Below are 18,888 nucleotides of genomic sequence, written 5' to 3'. Positions count from 1 at the left end.
AGACGTTTGTCTGTAACAATATGATTGGCGGAACGAAGTTCGACGCCGTCAAAACCGCGTACACTTTTCGGCATATTGCTCTGGTAGGTATGCAGACACGTAAGATTAGACGTCGGGGCATGGTTTAGGCGTTCAATAGTGAACGGAAATAGGCGATGGTCTCCTGCAGACCATCCTCAAGCGCGACCCTGGGCTCCCAGCCTAGTTCAGATTTGGCAAGAGAGATGTCCGGTTGGCGTTGCTTGGGGTCGTCCTGTGGCAGAGGCCGGAAGGTGATTTTTGATGTACCGCCAACTTGTTTCAGGACCTTTTCAGCCAGTTCCAGCATTGTGAATTCACCGGGATTGCCGATATTGACGGGCCCGGTGAAATCGTCGCGGCTTTTCATAAGCGCGACCATGCCCGAAATCAGGTCATCCACATAGCAAAAAGACCGGGTCTGCGAGCCGTCGCCGTAAATGGTGATATCATCGCCGCTTAACGCCTGAACGATAAAGTTGCTGACCACGCGCCCATCATTCGGGTGCATGCGCGGCCCGTAGGTGTTGAAAATGCGCATGACCTTTATATCGAGCCTGTGTTGGCGGTGATAGTCAAAGAACAGGGTCTCTGCGCAGCGTTTACCTTCATCGTAGCAACTGCGGATGCCGATCGGATTGACTCTACCCCAATAGTCTTCCGCCTGTGGGTGCACTTCCGGATCGCCATACACTTCCGACGTGGAGGCCTGCAGGATGCGCGCTTTTATACGCTTCGCCAGGCCGAGCATATTGATGGCGCCGATCACACTCGTCTTGGTCGTTTGAACAGGGTCAAACTGGTAATGTACCGGGGAGGCCGGGCAGGCCAAATTGTAAATTTGATCGACTTCAACGAAAAGCGGAAAGGTCACATCGTGACGCATGGCCTCAAAGCGTGGGTGTTGCAATAAATGCGCGATATTCTCTCGGCGGCCCGTGAAATAGTTATCGACGCAAAGGACCTCGTTACCTTCCGCCAGCAGCTGGTCGCACAGATGCGACCCCAGAAAACCGCTACCCCCCGTCACCAGAATTCGTTTCATCGCGCCTCGAACCGCTTAAATCCAACTAACCGTACCGGCGATTTAGCCGGGGCCTTACAACGCTCTAACGTCTAGGTGCACGCAATTCAACCTAGGAATTTTACATCAACGTAAACCGGTTGGATTAGCGAGATCGGCTGGATGCACAACCGGCAAGGCGTCTTTATAATTGCGGTAAGGCGTCTAATCACACTTGCTTGTGCTTATCTACCTGCGTATTAGGGACAGCCAGAGCCGTACACTGCGGGGGGGTGCAGTGCTTGTGAAATCGGCCTGTGTAGACAGGATGTCTGGCTGCATTGTTCAAAGAATTTTAGCCAATAGAAGGTCTCCGCGACGAGTATTTCTTGGCTTTGTCCAATTTAGCATAGAATCAAAATAAAATACGAGGTTATACGTGCCAGTAACCAGCATGGTTTGTTTGATCGCAAAAAATGAGGCGCCGTATCTTATTGAATGGGTAGCTTACTATCGCGTGTTGGGATTCGACGAGGTCGTCGTCTACGAAAATAATAGTACCGATAATTCAGCAGATATTTTGAAGGCTCTTGCTGCTAACGGTAAGATCAAGCATCGCCCGTGGAAGCTGGGCCGTAACGAATCGCCGCAAACAACGGCCTATCAGGATGCGCTTCGCAAGGCCAAGACGGATTGGGTTCTGTTCGTTGATGCAGACGAGTTTCTGGTGCTGCATCAGGCGCTGACCGTGAACGAGTTTCTGGCCCCGTTGCACGCACGTTCGGAAGTGACCAGCATCGGTGTTAACTGGCGGATATTTGGAGATTCTCATATTGAAAAATGGGATAGCCGCCCGGTCATGGAACGCTTCTTGCTGGCGGCTGAGCCTGATTTTCCAGTCAATAACCACCTTAAAAGCTTCGCCCGCGTCAAGTCCGTGGCAAACCCGGTTCATATGCACGCTTGCGGCACCAAGGGGGGCGAACGGGTCCATGCTTCGGGCAAGCCGTTAACCATGCCCAACTGGGGGCTTTCCGAAACGGTTGAGCTCGATGTCGCGCAGGTGAATCACTATTACACCAAGACTGTTGAAGAATATCAGATGAAGAAGGCGCGCGGGCAGGGGGGCGCCGGTGATAACAAACCGGAGTTGAAATACTGGTATAATGATGAATCCTTCGCGGCGCATAATCGAAATGATCAGGAAGATCGCTCTATCCTTCGGATTTATGATGCTGTGAAAGCCGAGATGGCTGAATTAAGCGCCATCGCCAACGTTTAACTGTTATGAAAATGATGCATGGAATCCGATCCAAACTGTTTCGGGTAATGGCGCCACTGGCGCGACTGAAGCATCGGGTGACAGATATCGTTTTTCCTACAGTCGATAGGTTCTACAGATCTGTTGCGCTGCGTGCGCACAATTTCGATGAGCAATGGTATCTGGAGCAAAATCCAGAAGTTGCCGGCTATCCCGGCCCGGCCTGGCGTCATTTTCTGCATGAAGGCCTGGACACCGGCCTATCTGCCCGTTTTTTCGACCCCAACTGGTATTTTAAGCAAAATCCCAATCTGGCCGGTGCGCGCATCGATGGATGGAGCCATTACAAACAGTTCGGGAGGCGTGAAGGACGGCCTGCCCGTTTCCTCTACATAAATGCAGAAGAACAGCGTAGCGTCCGCCCGGAATATCGCGACTGGCTGGCCATGTATGAGGATGCGGAGACGGATATAAGGCCCGACATGGAAGCGTTTGCCGACCAAGCCGGTTTAACCGCGTGGTTCAGCGTAATTTGGATCGTTCGGCCGACCGATAGTCCGATGGAATTGCGTGCCAGTCTCGACAGCTTGAAGCATCAGGCCTACAGCCAGTTCGAAGGTCTTCTGGCCCTGCCGGAGACCCTGCCCGAAGACAATCGCCGTCTCATCGAAGATTTGATCCTTGATGATGAACGCCTGCGTATTCGAGAGGTGCCTGATGACTGGTCGCGTGAAGAGACCGCCAACAAGCTGTTGGATGAGGCGTCGGGTGACTATGTCGCCGTTCTTGACGCCCAGGACGTTCTAGGCGTCGGGGCGCTTTTCTGGGTTGCGCTGGCGCTTGATGATCAGCCGGGCGCAGGACTGGTTTATGGAGACGAGGATCGGTTGGAGATCACGGCGGGCTTTCGCTATGATCCGGAATTTCGACCGCGTTTTAATTACGAGCTATTGCTGAGCCACAATTATTTGGGACGTTTTCTCGTCTACCGTAGAGAACTTGTCGAATCCCTGGGCGGGTGGCGTAATGGCGCGGATTCTTCGCGTGACATGGCGCTGCGTATATTTGAGGCCGAAGGGCGCGAAGCGTTTCTCCACGTCCCGCGCCTTTTGAACCATAAGACCATGAATATCGAAAGCGAGACGGCAGATCCGGATGTTGTCCGTGAACATTTTGCGCGTACCGGGCGCGCGGGCGATGTGCTGGTCCTTGAAGAGGCGCCCCAATTCAACCGGGTGCGATTTGCCATACCTCAGCCTTGGCCGCTCGTTAGTATTATTATTCCCACAAGGGATCGTATAGAACTTTTGAGCATGGCCATCGATTCTGTTATCACGCGCACGACCTATGCAAATTTTGAAATTATCGTCGTCGATAACGGCTCGGTTGAGCCAGAATCCCTGGCTTATTTCCAGACCCTTGAGGACAGCCGTATACGGGTTCTGCGCGACGAGCGTCCGTTCAACTTTTCCGCACTCAATAATGCCGCGGTCCGCGCGTCGCGCGGCGATTATGTCTGTCTGATGAACAACGATATTGAAATCATCACACCGGACTGGATTGAGGAAATGCTTGCCTTTGCCGCTCAGCCAGATGTCGGGTGTGTGGGCGCAAGACTTTGGTATCCTGACGACACTCTTCAGCATGGCGGTGTTCTCCTGGGGTTCCATGGAGTGGCCGGGCACATGCACAAGTTTTTGAAGAAGGGTGACATCGGGTATGGCGGTCGCGCCGTTGTCCATCAGTCGCTCGGCGCAGTGACAGCAGCCGTACTGCTGGTTCGCAAATCCATTTATGAACAGGTGGGCGGTCTGGACGAAAGCCTTGCCGTGGCGTTCAACGACGTTGATTTCTGTCTCAAGGTCCGAGCGGCGGGCTATCGCAACATCTATGCGCCCTACGCCCAAATGTATCACTATGAATCAGCATCGCGAGGGACCGAGGATTCACCAGCCAAGAAGGCACGTGAAAACTCGGAAATCAATATTATCAAGTCCCGGTACGGCGATGGTCTCCTTGACGACGATGCGTATAATCCTAACCTGACATTGGTACGGGAGGATATGACCTTAGCCTTCCCGCCGCGGGTACAGAGCGTACGGGATAGATTAATGGCGCTCCGTAGCTAATGCCTTCTGCCCGCTTTTTATAGATACTGTAAGTTTAGGCGTGGAAAGCGGCGAATTAAATTCGTATGAGCGGGGGCCCGATGCACATGATGGAAAAAGGACGGGCTTATTTCGCTGTAGCGACAATCCAGAAATGACCGAATTGTGAGAAGTCTTCATCAAGTCGACGTGCCCTGAAGGCGTCATCCCAACCCGTCCGAATAGTCATATCGAATCGATCTTCCGGAAAATAGGACAGGACTTGCTGCACGCTGCCGCCCATGGTTTCGAGACCAGTGGTCTGATGGATTTCGACATAAAAATCGATCGGTTTTTCGAAGGCTTTTGAAGCACCTTCAAGGGCGAGAAACTCGGCGCCTTCGACATCAAGCATAATGACATCCGGATGGCCATAATGCTCGATCAAAGCATTAATAGTGATGGCATCGACTTCAAAGAAACTCGCCCAAGGATTCTTTTCTCTGACGTCGCCTTTATCAACCTGTCCATTCAGGTCGGAAACAAATTTTATCCGGCCTGGCGCATTACTGACGGCTGCATTGATGATTTCACAATGGAGAAAACCATTTATATCGAAGTTTCGCCGCGCTACCTGCACATTGTGCGGATGCGCGTCTACGGCTATGACGCGACCAGTTGGGCCGACTTCCCGCGCCAGCATCATCGCAACAATGCCTTGGTGGGCACCCAGATCAAAGACGGTTGCACCGGGCTTCAGCCGTGACCGAGTTAACTCTACAACCTCGCACATTTGGCTTTCCGGCCAATCATGATCGTACCAATCACGGCCATTATCGTCCGCAATACATACGTCAAACTGGTAACGTCCATAGGTATGATTTTTGATCTCGGCGTTGTCGAGATCGGCCCAGAACATGACCATCGTTTCCCCCACTTCAGATTTGTATAAGGTCGTCGTTAGACGTCTAAGTTACTGCAAAATCTGTATCAGAGATTTTCTTAACGCAAAAGCGCTATCGGTGAGTGTGAAGTCGGCTCACCACGAGGTGAATTCAAAAGCTTCAGGCTTGGCCGGTTGAATATAGTATGATTTGAACTGAGCCAATCGCGAGGCGTTTTCCCGCGCATTTAGTTTAGCAAAAATATCCGCGTTGAGTGGGTCGCGCGGCTTTCTCGTGCTGCCCTCCGAGAGGTTTGAGCGCACCTTCATCGGAACATATGCGGCCTGTAATGCCAAATCCTGACGGGCACGGAGGTTCAAGTCGTGATCATCGTCGCCCAAAAAGAAGTTCGCATGGTCGAAATAGTTCAGTCTTTTCAGATCGGAAAGTCGAAAGGCGAGCGGGCCTCGGTTTACGGTCTCGCAGAAGTAGGCCGTATCGTTGGCGTCATCGACGTCGAACCCGTCAGTCTCGATCTTTCGACCCGTCAGGCCAATCTCAAGTGCGGCTTCTTCGGCCTGAAACTCAGCGAGATCTTGGCCGGCAGCGGGGCCGTAAACGTTCAAAAGGGAATGGCCGCACCGGCCGGATGCCGAAAATACGCGGGGGTCATCCAGGACGCCCATCATTTTGGCGTCATAGCCCGGCGTGCCCAGAATCAGGTCAGGCTGAAATTCGATCACCCGAGGGGCGTCGGCGAGCAAGAAGCCGAGATTGTCGCAAGCGGTTTCGAAATAGGGCACCGGTGTGATCACCTCGATCACGGAGCCGAGCTTGGCGGTCGCGTATGTCTCTATACCGGCCCAGAATGCCTTCCGACTTTCGTCCGCACAGCAGTCAAATATGGCGACAATATTGTGCGGTAGCCTGCTGTGAAGGAAAAAATCTTTCAGGAAGCGACCGATAATCGCCTCCTGATTGAAGATCGGAATGATTGCCGTGTAATCCGCCGAAACGCGATTAAAGTGCCTGACCTGGGCCTTGGGTGGAGTGAACCAGGGCAGTCCGACCAATGGGCGCAGACAGTCCGCCGCGAGTATTTTGTCCAGCGGAAGGGCCGAAGAAGATGTGTCGGTCGTCAACATTGCGTCCCCAGAAGCATCTATCAGACGGCTTGCCGCAGAGCTGAGCGCCGGTCAATAGCTGATATGCCAATCAATCAGGCGGAGAGTCTACCCCCGCGCTTGTTCTCCAATCAATATAATAGTAGATGCGTGCATTCTGGGGCTGGAGAGGCAGATGGGGACGATACAGAGCATAAATCTTGTCCCTATGACCGACCTGAAACTGCTGGGGCAGGAGGGGTCTTTTCGTGACTGGCAAGTGCTGGGGCCGAACCCCCAGTTTTTGATGGAAAACGCTGGCCCGCCTGTGCATGTGGGACGGTATGAGTTTTCGTTCAAGCTGCCTTCCGGGGTTTCCGACAGTCCTTTTGTCGCCCCGCATTTGACCTGTTCGTGGGGGTACGGCTTTTACAACGACAGGCATCTGCAGATCGGTCTGGATTTCAAATCCGTCTCCGGCGGGATCGCGGCTGAGTTCGAACTTACCTTTGAGAACGTTCTGGCTTTAAGGCTCTCGCCCACGACGTCGACGGGCTTTTTCTCAGTCGGTGACGCCTTCCTGAGAGGGCTGTCATGAGCTTTGTATCCGAAGCCTTTCTGGGGAAGGTGCGTCCGCGGCCCTTGACCATCGTTACGGGTGCCGACGTCACGCATGGCCGATCTCTCTTGCAGTTTTTGAAAAGTGCGCTTCGCCATGAATCCCGGTCGCGTATTATCGCTTATGACTTGGGCCTCACCACGAAACAGAGGCTGGATGTTCTGGCGCTGGGCGGTAAGATCGAACTTCGCACATTTGATTTCTCCAAATATCCGGACTGGTTCGATATTCGGGTCGAGGCCGGTCAATACGCCTGGAAACCGACGATTATCGGTGAGGTGATGAAGGACGCGTGGGGACCGGTCCTTTGGATGGATTCCGGAGATTTGATTTTACGTCCCCTGAACAGCCTCTATGGACGGATAGTACGCAACGGCTTCAGTTCGCCGGAGTCGGCCGGGACCGTTGCGACGTGGACTCACGAAAAAACGCTTGCCCATTTTGGCCTGAATAAGGCGTGGGGCGAACACAAGCACAATGTAAACGGGGCTTGCGTCGGTTTCGATCCCTGGCATCCGGCGGGCGCAAAGCTTGGCAGGGAATGGTGCGAATTGGCGCAAGACAAAGCCGCCATTGCCCCAATTGGTTCTTCGCGCGCCAATCACCGCCAGGATCAGGCCTTGCTTAGCGTGCTGGCTCATCGTGCCGGTTTGGCTGATACCTGCCAAAGGTCGTTTGTCGACTATATTGTCCATTGTGACATCGACGACAATCCGCGTCCGCAGATGGTGAGCGGACGCGTCGAAGTCGACGGCCTGATGCTGGACTATGAAGTCGAGGCGTTACAGGTGCGAGAACTGGCGGCTGCCAAGTTTGAGGCCGACGGTGGCGAGGCGGCTTTTCTGATCCCCGATGGGTTGAATGAAGAGAGTGTTGTGGTCGATATTGGCGCGCATCGCGGAGCGTGGGCCGAACGGATTAACAACCGTTTTCATCCGAGATTATACCTCATCGAACCTGCGAGCGAATTTTTGCAGACGCTGGAAAGAAAATTTTCAGAATGTGAGAATGTAAATATTGCGCCATATGGCTTGGGTAATTTTGGAACTTATAAAATTCACTTGAGTGAAGACAGTTCCTCCATTTATCCAATTTCTGAATCTACGCGTGTAGAAATCGTTCGCATTTTAAATATCAATGGTCTGGTAGCGGATTTTGGGCTCAATAAATTTGATTTAATTAAAATTGATGCCGAAGGGGTGGAATATGATGTCTTGGATCAGCTCCAGGATTTTCTTCCAGTTATAAGCAAAATTTATATTAAGTATAATTTGTACGAAGCAAAATCTGTAGAAAGGCGACGTTTAATGAATGATCGTCTCAGTATTACGCATCGGAATATATTTAACTATCCATTTGTATGGGAGGGTTGGTCTTTAAAGTAGAAGCCAAGCCAAACTTTCCAATACTCTTATCTGATATCGCAACTGTGTAAAAATTGGAAAATTTCGTGAACATGGAACAAGGTATGGGAACTCGACGGCGGATGACCCTTGTCACGGGGGCCGATCACACGCACGGCGATTCATTGCTGCAGTTTTTATCGAGCGCTTTGCAACACGAGTCGCGCTCTCAGATCATTGCTTATGACCTTGGCTTGCGGCCCGATCAACGTGCGAAAATCCTGGCCCTGACGCCGGCCGTGGAACTGCGTAGCTTCGATTATGAACATCATCCGGCCTGGTTCGATATTCGCAGCGAGGCGGGGCAGTATGCCTGGAAGCCGACGATTATCGCCTCGCTTTTTACGGAAGCGAGGGGGCCGGTCGTTTGGATGGATTCCGGCAATCTTATTCTGTGTCCACTGGACGCCCTTTATGACGCTGTGGTTCGTAACGGTTTCTACTCGCCGCGTTCGTCCGGCACGCTTGCAGACTGGACACATCCTTCGGCCTTGGCTTTTTTTGGCCTGGACAAGGCTTGGGCGGAAGGAAAGGAGAACGTCAACGGGGCTTGCGTGGCCTTCGACCCCGCGCACGAAGCCGGCCGTGGGCTCTGTTTGGAATGGGCGCGCCTGGCAAGGGTACGCAGCGCCATAGCGCCTAGAGGTTCATCGCGTGCCAACCATAGGCAGGATCAAGCCTTGCTTGGTGTTCTGGCACATCGCGACGGGTTGTGGGCAGGCACGCTTCATGAGTATGCCGGCTTCGTCATTCATCGTGACGTGGAAAACCTTTTTTCCGGACAGGCGCAGCATCTTCAGCGTGTTTATCAACTGAGCACCTATGCGAATGCGCGTCGTTTCAGTGACGCCAACGGTTTCCAGAAGATAGTTAATTTCGGCGCCGGATCGGGTGATAACCTCATGCGTCTGTTTGATAACCACAATACTATCGGCTACGAGATCGAACCTTACCTCTCCTACCTTCGCAAGACATATCCTGACCGTATTTGGCGTGATGGTTCGCATTTCGACCGCACCATCGTCGACTGCGACATGATCATATGCTGTGACATGTTGGAGTATGCTGAAAAGCCGGAAGACGTACTCGCTTTTTTCGCGAGAAGCAATCTAAAGGCGATAAGTTTTACGGTTCCCGCTCTGGAATTATTAGCCAGTCGAAATCTGTCCAGGTTGGAAGGCGCTCCGTTGAATACGGATATTCTCCATGAATGGACGACTCCGGAATTCCGCCGCCTGATCGGGAGCATTTTCGAAATCGTGGCGCATGGGATCGTCGATCTTCCAAATTGCCTGCAAATGGTGGTGGCGAAGAAGCCCGGGACGAACCTGATTGTGCCGAAAGAGATGTTGTGCGAAATGTACAAATAATATGCGTGAAGGTTCGTTAGAGCGATAAAATGCAAGATTATCAGGACGACACGCTTCTGAGAGTTGGCCCTGCCGGCAAAATTCCGGGGTTAAGTGAAAAGTGGACATTCCTTTTTGGCCGGCGCCGCCGCGCTACTTTTGTCGAGGTGGGTGCCTATGACGGGGAGACCGCTTCTGCGACCGCCTGTCTGGCAGATTTCGGATGGCGCGGTTGGTATATAGAGCCTGTTCCGGCCTTTGCCGAACTCTGTCGGCAACGTCATGAAGCGAATGCCGTGACCGTAGCGGAATATGCTGTTTCGAACCGCTCCGGGACGAGTGCGCTTTACGTCGGCGGCGCATTGTCCACCTTGATCAAACAGCAGGTTGAGGACTATGCGAGGGTCGGTTGGGCAAGACGGTTTCACAAGGGGGAAGAAATCGTTGTTGAAACCCGGACGTTGGACGCCGCACTATCTGAAGAGGGGGTGCCGACGGGATTCGACCTGTTGGTCATAAGCGTGGAGGGCGCGGAGTCTTTGGTGCTTGACGGTTTTCAATTGGAGCGCTGGCGCCCCAAGGTTGTTGTCGTTGGCGCTGATGATCCCGACGGGGATTTTGCGACTAATCATCGCATATCCGCCACCGCGGCAAGCGTGAGGGCGCGTATGATCTCCGCCGGGTATGTTGAGCCGTATGCAGGAGAGACGGGAACTCTTTTTGTGGATCTGTCTTGGTTTCAAGATCGTTGTAAGCTTTTGGAAGCAAATACATGACCAGCGGGGTAGGCACGCCGGTATCATGTGATGATGGGGTTATTGGGGTGACGGACACATCTGTTTTGGTCACCGGCGGAGCCGGTTATATCGGATCTCATACGTGTGTAGAACTGCTCAACGCAGGTTATCGTGTAACAGTCATCGACAATCTTTCAAATTCGTCCAAACGGTCTCTGGAACGTGTCGAACAAATAACCGGCAAGGCCGTCGAGTTCATCGAAGCCGATATTCTCGATGCTGAACTTCTGGTCGGCTTGATGAAAAAAAACGCTTTCGGCGGTGTTATTCATTTTGCGGGACTGAAAGCCGTCGGAGAATCCGCTCAGCATCCGCTTAAATATTACGATAATAATGTCACCGGAAGTCTTCGCCTTCTACAGGCCATGCAAGAGACGGGTCACAAACGATTAATATTCAGCTCGTCGGCGACTGTATACGGCCTTCCAAAGGCGTTGCCGTTGACTGAGGACCACCAAACCAATCCTATCAATCCATACGGCCGCACGAAGCTGGTGGTTGAAGACATGTTGCGTGACCTGATGGCCTCCGATCCGGCGTGGTCGGTGGCTATCTTGCGCTACTTCAACCCTGTAGGCGCGCATAAAAGCGGTCTGATTGGTGAGGACCCTAACGACACCCCTAATAACCTTATGCCGTATGTGTCTCAGGTCGCGGTGGGGCGGCGTGAGAAACTGACCGTTCATGGTGATGACTTTGAGACGCCTGATGGTACGGGCGTCCGGGACTACATCCATGTGGTGGACCTTGCCCGCGGACACGTGCGTGCATTGGAGGCCCTGTTCAAACGCACTGGTTGTTTAACCCTAAATCTGGGGACCGGACGAGGCTATAGTGTCATGGAAATGCGTGAGGCGTTTGAGAAGGCTTCGGGCAGGGACGTTCCCTTCGTCGTCGGCCCGCGTCGTGCGGGTGATGTCGCCACCAGCTATGCGGACTGCACACGGTCAGCGGAGGAACTGAATTGGCGAGCACAGCACACTATAGAAGAAATGTGTGCCGATACGTGGCGTTGGCAATCCATGAACAAGACTGGTTTCGATTGAATTGCGATCGCAATGGCTGTCTGAAGATTAATTTCCACAGTTTTACTGGATTAGATGAGCGGCATCCGTTGGTTTGCCTTTGATAATAAGGAATAAAGAAAATGCGGACAAGGCCCGTTGCTTCTATCGTCATGCCGTTCAAGGACAGAAAAGAGCTTCTTGTCCAAACTCTTGAAAACCTGCTTCAGCAAACATTTTCTGAGTATGAAATTTTCCTGATCGATACGGGATCGACAGACGGCGCCCAAGACTATGTCAAGTCCATGGTGCAGCGTGACAGCAGGCTGGTCTATATAGATAATTCTCGAAATGGCGGCCTATCAAATAGTTATAATGTAGGCATTGATTTAGCGCGCGGAGACTTTGTTTTTCGAATGGATTCCGATGATTTGTGTCATCCCAGTCGAATACAGGCTCAACTGCACTATTTCGATGAAAATCCCGACGTGTCCATTTTGGGATCGTGGGTCAGGACCTTTGGGGACGGAAGCCACCTCTGGAAGCTGCCTGTTCAACATGAAGATATTACGTCTCAAATGTTGTTCTGTGGCGCTATGGCACACCCGGCAGTGGCTTTCCGTAAAAGCCGCCTGAACGAGTTTAATCTTCGGTACGACGAGAGCTACCCTACTTCGGAAGATTTCGAGCTATTCACCCGCGCCAGCAAATTACTTCGATGCGCGAACGTACCCCAGGTCTTATTGAGATATCGCCGCCATCCACAAGCCGTGACCACGGTCTGGGCTGAAAAGGTGCGGCATCTGGCGGACAAGGTGTTATTGCGGCAGCTTCAATGGATCGGAGCGCCTACGGATGACACGGCGTTACGGCTGCATTCACAGATTTCGCACTGGGAGCGGGGTGCCGAGGACGACTTTATTTCCCGCGCTTTCGACTGGCTATCCATGCTCGAAGATGCCAACCGGCAGAGTCGCCGCCTGGACTTTTTCGCCTTACGCCGCCAGTTGGACGCCCGACGGAAATGGCTGATTGAGTCGGCGCCTGTGGAGCAGCATGCAGAGCTGACCACCAGGAGCCGCATATTTCTTGCCGACCGTAACGTGAAGGTTTCGGATCCAATCCCGCCGTATACGGAAGAGATTTTCAATCGGCTTCCCGATGAAGGGTGTCGTGCGCTTTCGAAGTGGAAAAAGGAAAAACTGAAAGTTGGCATGGCAATCCTTATCCATGAGCGACCAGAATATCTCGAAAACTGCCTGACCTCCGTCTTCCAGACGGCCGCTTCGCAGGACTACGAATTGACGGTCGTTCTGGTTGATGACGGCTCCTTAGATGATCGCGTCCAGCAATATATGGAACTCGCCCATGCAGGAGAGACGCGCTGCGTACGCGTCTACACGCAGAAGACGGGTAACAACTGGGGCGCGGCCTATAACAAGGCTATGAAGCTGGTTCTGGCGGTTGATGACTTTGATGTAGTGGGGTCCAGCGACTCCGACGCACTGTTTCACCCGCTTTGGTTACAGCGTCTTCTGGAGACGGCCCTTTGGGCTAAACAAAACCATACGGCGCATCGTATCGGACCGCTTTCAGGGTTCAATTCCAGCGACGACGAGTTTCACGAATGGCAGGGCGTCTATGATACGCCACATGGCCAGTTCGTTGTTAAAAAGCGCATGGGTGCGCTGAACTATATGTTCTGCATCGAGGATTTCAAGCGCATCGGCTTTTTCCCCGAACATCGCGACGATGAGACCGAGATGACGCGAAGGTTCCAGAGCGAAGGCTGGTGGAACTTTTCGACCATGACCTCTTACGTCGAGCATCTCGGTCAAAACTCTGTCCTCAATAAGTGGCGTCCTACCGCTGTCTCAAGGGCGGTGCATGGGCTGTCAGCCGCAAAAACGGGTTGGCCGTCAAACATCGTGGGATGGCAGACCTTGGGCTACTATCAGTCTGTAGCCGGCTCAACCACGACAGGGGATGAGGTGAGAAGTGAGTTGCCTCTGGATGTGGTATATGTCGCGCGTGAAGCCGATGTTGACACGATGGGACTGTCGGTGGAGTCCGTACGCAAATTCCTTCGTCATCCTGTCTCCAGCTTTGTCGTCGTAGGCGATGAAAATTCGCGCCTGCCGGAGTTTGCGCGTGACAATGGCCTGCGGTTTGTGCCTGAGAATGAAGTTATTGGCCTGCGCCGGACCGACATTTCGTATACGGTCGATGATGTGGACCGGTCAGGATGGATGTTCCAGCAACTTCTGAAATTCGGAGCTGCGAAACTGGCCAGCGGCAGCCATTACCTTGTCATGGATGCCGATACTATCCTGTTAAAGCCGCAGGTATATCAAGCCGGAGGGCGGGATCTGGTTCTGCATTCTGACGAGTTTCATGTGCCCTACTTCCTGACCTATGGCCGTCTCACGGGGCGCGAACCTGTCACCTATACCAGCAGCGTATCCCATCAGGCGCTGATTAACCGCAATATCCTCGGAGATTTGCAGTCCTTCTTGGAGCGCAAATGGCATAAGCCCTGGTTCCGCGCAATTCTGGATGTCGTTGACTACGATAATGCGTCGGGCTTCTCAGAATATGAAACCTATGCGCAGTGGGCTTTGGAAAATTTTGGCGGAAAGCTTCATCGTGAGCACTTCCGCAATCTGGCGATGGCGCGTTCCAAAGCGCTGGAGCGGGGCCTTGACAGTTTGGCTCAAGAGTTTGGAGACAGTTATCGGTCTCTATCCATGCACTGGTATCTGTAGGCGTCGAGCGGAAATTCGACCTATCATCCCGCTCCGGGTTGGGCGGGATGATAGGGACGTGGCTTTCACTGCCGGCCCATTATCAGTTGGGATCCTCTTCGACGGAGTAGCCAAGCCGTGAACAGATTTCCGCCATCATGGGGTTACTCACCAGCTTATCATAATCTTCATTGGAGATCGGTTGCCGGGGGCGAGGCTCAGGCAGGTCACCTTTTCGCCCGCTGGCGCCTGTAACCCAGATCACGCTTGTGAGGCGGTCGAGAAAGTCTTCTTCGAAGTTGATATCGAGGGCCGTACATAGTTCGGCAATGGCTTTTTGCGGGCTACGGCAGACATCCTCGTAGCGGATGACAGGCATCGAGACCGCCATTTCCGCAAAAGCGAGAAACCGGCGCAAAAACTCGGCGTGATCAAATTCCAGAAAGCGGCTTGCGGTCATCGAGAGCCACGTATCGATCGGGTGGCGTACGGTCGCGGCTCGAATAAGATTGAAGTGACCTTCCAGCGACGAAGCCGTCATCGATCGTAGTCGTTCACTGCCGAAATAGTCAGCGTGTGTCCAGTCACGAATAACTAGAGTCTTATCGTGTTTCGCCGCGGCATCGTGCAATATCTGCGTTTGCGCTCGAAATCCCTCGATAAACTCGTTTTCAGAGCCCCAGCCTTGCCAAAAAGCGTGAAGGTAGGGGTCGTAGCGCTCACGCATGGCTCGGAGAGGGTGTTGCTCGCTAAGAAGGCCAACCTGCGTCATTGACGCAAGGCACCGGCTTACCAATGTGCCCCCTGACGACGCCAGATGGTGTACAATTCTAACTGTCCGCATGGTGCAAAGTATTCCTGAAATAGCGGGTCTCAATAATCCGATCTGCGAATGAATCGGAGGTTTGCCAATAGCTTATTCCCCACACTATTTCTATCGGAACTATGTCGACCGGTATATTAATGCGAATGGTAAAGATGCGTGATTATTCCGGTCAGGCCACCTTATCCCCAGTCTGAATAGACAGTTTCAGCCAACGCTCTCCGTAGAGGTCGCGGGTGTCGTTTTCCGGATTTCTGAACCAGGGAGACGGCGCAATTACAATCTTTCTACGACTGGGGTTCAACCACGCGCCCCACCAGCTAAAAGAGGAATTCGATAAGATGTGATGTTTACATCTTCCCATCAGGATCATGTCTTCGGCGTCGCACGCATCTGGGCGGGCGGGCACAAAAACCAGTTCCGCCTCACTTTTCAGATTTGCTTTCGTCCATTCGATATCGTCAGAAAACACAAAGAAAACGGAGGACGGATGTGTGGTATGGATATGCTGGATGGATTTATTTATATAATCCACCCCTACAGCGCCGTGGTAGGTGTTGGTGTGGCTGTTTGTAACGTAATCGCCACGGCGGACATGTACGGAAACGGAGTTTGTAGCCTCCATCCGCTTTGCCAATTCATTTCCAAGCTGCGACAGGGGGGTCGCAAGGGTAATGTCCTGACGCAAGACCGAGTCCATGTCGAAAAAGTATTTCTCCGACTGCCAATAGCCCGACAGGTAAATGGGCGCCTGAGCCAAACGGATGGTCGGATCATACGTAAAGCTCTTTTCCTGTAGCAAGGTGATCTTGCTCGAATTTTCAGGACGGAAATAATCAAGTTCGGCGAGCGAGGCTTTGCATCCGCGCACGTTCAACACATCGAGCGCGTAATCCCGCAGGGTGTCGTTATCAAGGTCGCGGGTATCAAAGCGCAGGAGGGCGCCGGTGCGAATGGCCAATGTCCTTCCCAGTGCGTACTGAAAAAGCTGATTGGCGAGCCCACCCAGCAGACGAACCATTACGATATCCATTGCCCCATTCCCTTGAAGTTGATTGTCGTAGCGGGCACGATTCTTTCATCTTTGCCTCTGCAGCTATATTCATAGCCTGTTCGCGGAGGCTCGCCCAGCCCCACGAGGAATAATGCAAGATACCCGGTGCTAGATATCCGAAGCGACGACTGGCGGAAACGCGCCCCCGAATGTCGACAAAGCGTGGTTAGGCGACGGATCACGGCCTTCATACTGACCCATCTCAATAAAATGCGCGAACGCATTCACGCCAGCTTCCATAACGTCCAGGTTGCTTTCGAGATACCACTCCGTCGAAAATTTCGGATGTGGATCACGCCCTTCAGGCTCTCCGTAGACTATGTAGTGCGTAAGGGGGTCCAGTGAGGATTGGCGCACGTCTTTATACTGCTCGGCGTACCAAGCCTTGTCAAAAAACGGACCGATAATTTTGCTGATCTGCGCGATATTTGCGGCTTTGCGAGGCAGTGACATGCCGAGCGATTTGCGCACGACAGCGGGCAGGGAAGTGATGAGTTCCTCAAGCCTTTTGTAATTGGCTTCCGAACGCTTTAGCTTCGCCCTGAGAACGACGGCCTGCTTTTCAGCTTCTTTCGTTTGCTGATCCTGATGGCGTCGAGCGATTTCGACCTGACTTGTCAAGTTGTTGATTTCGAGCTTTGCCGCGTCGATCTGCGAATTGCCTCGCTGAGGTCTTTGCTCAAATATGGAGGTGACGTGCGTCGTGGTGCGCAACTGCGCAATCGTGTCCAACGCCATGCGTGCTTTATGTTCTGTATTATGAAGTTCTGCCCGCGTTGTTTCCAATTCTTGCGTGATCCAAACCCTCTCCCGCGTCAGGGCATCATTTTCAGCAAGCAAATGGTCGTTGTCCCCAACGGCATGCTCTAGCGAAGCGCGCAACCGTTCCAATTCGACGTGTTCGCCACGCAGGGTTTCATTTTCAAGAGCGGCTTGTTCGAGAGACGAGCGCGCCCTGACGAGTTCATTAGCCAAAGCGTCACGAGACGCGATTTCGTTGAGGTGCGTGGTCCGGAGTTGTTCAAGTTCCTGGATTATCCAGCTCTTCTCACGCAGGAGTGCGTCCTGTACAGATTTCAGGTCCTGAATCTCTTCGGAAGCTTTTTCATTAAGCTCGGCAAGTTCGGCGTGCAGGGCCCTGTGCTCTAAGGCTTGCTTTTCAAAGGTTTCTATTTGTGCGTGGGCGCTCGAAAGGGAAGCATCGAGCTTAGCAAGTTCGACTTGCAAGGCTTCCTGCACCAGGGCTTCCTTTGCGAAAGCATCTATCTTGGCAGTGTTATCCGCCAGTTCAGCCCGATGCTCAGCCAATACACGTTCAAGATTGGAAACCTGATCGAACGCCTCAGCGGCTTGTCTTTGGCTTTCCTGGAGTTTTTCCCGACCCTCTGCAGCCTCAGCTTTCAAAGCGTCTATCTTGGCAGTGTTATCAGCCAGTTCAGCCCGATGCTCAGCCAATACACGTTCAAGATTGGAAACCTGATCGAACGCCTCAGCGGTTTGCCTTTGGCTTTCCTGGAGTTTTTCCCGACTCTCTGCAGCCTCAGCTTTCAAAACTTCTATCTGATCGCGTGATTTATCATGGTTGGCGCATTCATTCTGATGGGCCTGCTCCCACTTGGCACAGGCCTCAGCGGTGCTACGCAGATCGAGCAGTTCGGTGAAGGCAGCGTCGTGTCGCTTCTCCAGAAAAAACAAATCGGTTTGACTGGCTTCAAACTTTGCGGACGTTTTGTCCAGTTTTTCAACAAGCTCGCTGTAGATGTCTACACCCATCAAGGATAGGGTGCGAGGCTCAAGTGGTTCAAACGGTGCATCGGAACAAAAGGCCGCTTGAACCATGCCTGATTTGGTTTGGAGAGGTTCAAGCGGGGAATCCAGACGCGGATTAATGGAGATAGAAACCTGTTTGCCCGGCTCGTTACTCCCGAAATCTCCATCCTCTGTAGACGATATAAGGGTAAAAGGGCTGGCCCTTACATTTAAATATTCACAGTTTTTGAAAAGATTATTCAATGCGAGCCTGGAGGACGTCTGAGTTTCGTCGACATCCTCAAAAAGCAAATCATCTTCTATAGCGATAGCGAGCATACCCGACGGCGTGAGGAGCGTTTTGGCTCGTTCGGTGGCCTTCACGAAGTGGCCCTTGGGGGGAACCGTTATGACGATCAGGTCGAAGGCGCCTTTGGGAAGGTCGTCGACCATCGGATCGCTGTGGGCAATGACAATATCCTTGCTTCGGCCAAATTTTTGCTTCAACTCAGCGGCGAGCAGGTGTGAATGGGTGCAAACGGTCAATTTACCCGCTACCTCGGACAACAGGCTAACGCCGGCGACTTCGGAGCCATTCCAATCTAAAACACGTTTACCCTTAGCAAAACCCTGAACGAGCGCGTATATATTCATGCGCGCCATATAAAAAACGACATCTTTGGGGTTGGAAAAGAAGTGTTCTCTTTTCACAGGGTGCTCCTTTAGAGGCCTTAGACTTAACTGAACATAGTCAGTTTAAAATAGGTACGGGTATTGCTTTTCTATAACGGTATCATTCGCCTTAGCTGATCTATTTGACGGTTTGTCTGGAGAAATGCAAGCAAGGATAGGCATCAGGCCCGTCGAAAAGGGAAATTTCCGGGAGTTATGAAGCGGCGACCTAAAGAAGAGTGACAATTACCCATATGCACGCATAGGCGGCAAAGTGCCTGGGCGCAGGCGGGGCGAAAATATACCAAGGCCGTGGTA

At 52.6% G+C, this 18,888-nt stretch carries 14 protein-coding genes; 8 read left to right on the top strand and 6 right to left on the bottom strand.

Features of this window, described 5'->3' with window-relative positions; translation table 11 throughout:
• Window positions 1–124 precede the first annotated feature (124 nt).
• On the bottom strand, window positions 125–1,063 hold the full coding sequence (locus LH365_RS13305) for a UDP-glucuronic acid decarboxylase family protein (RefSeq protein ID WP_226744117.1): 939 nt from the start codon (window positions 1,061–1,063) through the stop codon (window positions 125–127).
• 397 nt (window positions 1,064–1,460) lie between these two features.
• Between LH365_RS13305 and LH365_RS13300 the strand changes: the two genes are divergently transcribed.
• A complete protein-coding gene (locus LH365_RS13300) occupies window positions 1,461–2,303 on the top strand; it encodes a glycosyltransferase family 2 protein (protein WP_226744116.1) in 843 nt (280 codons plus the stop codon).
• A 5-nt stretch (window positions 2,304–2,308) separates the two neighbouring features.
• Complete coding sequence (locus tag LH365_RS13295) at window positions 2,309–4,411, top strand: glycosyltransferase (RefSeq protein WP_226744115.1); 2,103 nt, start codon at window positions 2,309–2,311, stop codon at window positions 4,409–4,411.
• Window positions 4,412–4,517: 106 nt separating this feature from the next.
• On the opposite strand, the gene LH365_RS13290 is transcribed toward LH365_RS13295, so the two are convergent.
• Both LH365_RS13290 and LH365_RS13285 read right to left on the bottom strand, forming a co-directional pair.
• Window positions 4,518–5,288 (bottom strand): FkbM family methyltransferase, encoded by a 771-nt coding sequence (locus tag LH365_RS13290; RefSeq protein ID WP_226744114.1) that lies wholly within the window; start codon window positions 5,286–5,288, stop codon window positions 4,518–4,520.
• A gap of 120 nt (window positions 5,289–5,408) precedes the next feature.
• On the bottom strand, window positions 5,409–6,398 hold the full coding sequence (locus LH365_RS13285) for a hypothetical protein (RefSeq protein ID WP_226744113.1): 990 nt from the start codon (window positions 6,396–6,398) through the stop codon (window positions 5,409–5,411).
• A gap of 187 nt (window positions 6,399–6,585) precedes the next feature.
• Here LH365_RS13285 and LH365_RS13280 point away from each other — a divergent pair, with 187 nt between their 5' ends.
• The 6 genes from LH365_RS13280 to LH365_RS13255 all read left to right on the top strand — a co-directional run bounded on the left by LH365_RS13280 (window position 6,586) and on the right by LH365_RS13255 (window position 14,293).
• Window positions 6,586–6,954 (top strand): hypothetical protein, encoded by a 369-nt coding sequence (locus LH365_RS13280; RefSeq protein WP_226744112.1) that lies wholly within the window; start codon window positions 6,586–6,588, stop codon window positions 6,952–6,954.
• Window positions 6,951–8,360, top strand: coding sequence for an FkbM family methyltransferase (locus LH365_RS13275; RefSeq protein ID WP_226744111.1), 1,410 nt, complete (start codon window positions 6,951–6,953; stop codon window positions 8,358–8,360). The genes LH365_RS13280 and LH365_RS13275 overlap by 4 nt, the downstream gene beginning before the upstream one ends.
• A gap of 71 nt (window positions 8,361–8,431) precedes the next feature.
• Window positions 8,432–9,748: a hypothetical protein gene (locus tag LH365_RS13270; RefSeq protein ID WP_226745488.1), complete on the top strand. Its 1,317-nt coding sequence runs from the start codon at window positions 8,432–8,434 to the stop codon at window positions 9,746–9,748.
• Window positions 9,749–9,777: 29 nt separating this feature from the next.
• A complete protein-coding gene (locus LH365_RS13265; protein WP_226744110.1) occupies window positions 9,778–10,503 on the top strand; it encodes an FkbM family methyltransferase in 726 nt (241 codons plus the stop codon).
• 47 nt (window positions 10,504–10,550) lie between these two features.
• Window positions 10,551–11,570 (top strand): UDP-glucose 4-epimerase GalE, encoded by a 1,020-nt coding sequence (gene galE / locus LH365_RS13260; RefSeq protein ID WP_226744109.1) that lies wholly within the window; start codon window positions 10,551–10,553, stop codon window positions 11,568–11,570.
• Window positions 11,571–11,671: 101 nt separating this feature from the next.
• Entirely contained in the window at window positions 11,672–14,293 is a 2,622-nt protein-coding gene (locus LH365_RS13255) for a DUF6492 family protein (RefSeq protein ID WP_226744108.1), read from the top strand.
• 82 nt (window positions 14,294–14,375) lie between these two features.
• Here LH365_RS13255 and LH365_RS13250 read toward each other — a convergent pair whose 3' ends face one another.
• The 3 genes from LH365_RS13250 to LH365_RS13240 form a co-directional block, all read right to left on the bottom strand.
• Window positions 14,376–15,044, bottom strand: coding sequence for a hypothetical protein (locus tag LH365_RS13250; RefSeq protein WP_226744107.1), 669 nt, complete (start codon window positions 15,042–15,044; stop codon window positions 14,376–14,378).
• A 223-nt stretch (window positions 15,045–15,267) separates the two neighbouring features.
• Complete coding sequence (locus LH365_RS13245; RefSeq protein WP_226744106.1) at window positions 15,268–16,116, bottom strand: alpha-1,2-fucosyltransferase; 849 nt, start codon at window positions 16,114–16,116, stop codon at window positions 15,268–15,270.
• Between the two features lie 141 nt (window positions 16,117–16,257).
• On the bottom strand, window positions 16,258–18,609 hold the full coding sequence (locus LH365_RS13240; protein WP_226744105.1) for a hypothetical protein: 2,352 nt from the start codon (window positions 18,607–18,609) through the stop codon (window positions 16,258–16,260).
• Window positions 18,610–18,888: the final 279 nt, after the last annotated feature.

The organism is Asticcacaulis sp. AND118 (genome assembly GCF_020535245.1).
Classification (GTDB): Bacteria; Pseudomonadota; Alphaproteobacteria; order Caulobacterales; family Caulobacteraceae; genus Asticcacaulis.
This window is presented reverse-complemented; position numbering and strand designations above follow the sequence as displayed.

Excerpts from the sequence above, each read along its gene's own strand:
- LH365_RS13305 (WP_226744117.1), bottom strand. The coding sequence starts at position 1,063 with ATGAAACGAATTCTGGTGACGGGGGGTAGCGGTTTTCTGGGGTCGCAT.
- LH365_RS13295 (WP_226744115.1), top strand. The coding sequence starts at position 2,309 with ATGAAAATGATGCATGGAATCCGATCCAAACTGTTTCGGGTAATGGCG.
- LH365_RS13290 (WP_226744114.1), bottom strand. The coding sequence starts at position 5,288 with ATGTTCTGGGCCGATCTCGACAACGCCGAGATCAAAAATCATACCTAT.
- LH365_RS13285 (WP_226744113.1), bottom strand. The coding sequence starts at position 6,398 with ATGTTGACGACCGACACATCTTCTTCGGCCCTTCCGCTGGACAAAATA.
- LH365_RS13280 (WP_226744112.1), top strand. The coding sequence starts at position 6,586 with ATGACCGACCTGAAACTGCTGGGGCAGGAGGGGTCTTTTCGTGACTGG.
- LH365_RS13275 (WP_226744111.1), top strand. The coding sequence starts at position 6,951 with ATGAGCTTTGTATCCGAAGCCTTTCTGGGGAAGGTGCGTCCGCGGCCC.
- LH365_RS13270 (WP_226745488.1), top strand. The coding sequence starts at position 8,432 with ATGGAACAAGGTATGGGAACTCGACGGCGGATGACCCTTGTCACGGGG.
- LH365_RS13265 (WP_226744110.1), top strand. The coding sequence starts at position 9,778 with ATGCAAGATTATCAGGACGACACGCTTCTGAGAGTTGGCCCTGCCGGC.
- LH365_RS13255 (WP_226744108.1), top strand. The coding sequence starts at position 11,672 with ATGCGGACAAGGCCCGTTGCTTCTATCGTCATGCCGTTCAAGGACAGA.
- LH365_RS13250 (WP_226744107.1), bottom strand. The coding sequence starts at position 15,044 with ATGACGCAGGTTGGCCTTCTTAGCGAGCAACACCCTCTCCGAGCCATG.
- LH365_RS13245 (WP_226744106.1), bottom strand. The coding sequence starts at position 16,116 with ATGGTTCGTCTGCTGGGTGGGCTCGCCAATCAGCTTTTTCAGTACGCA.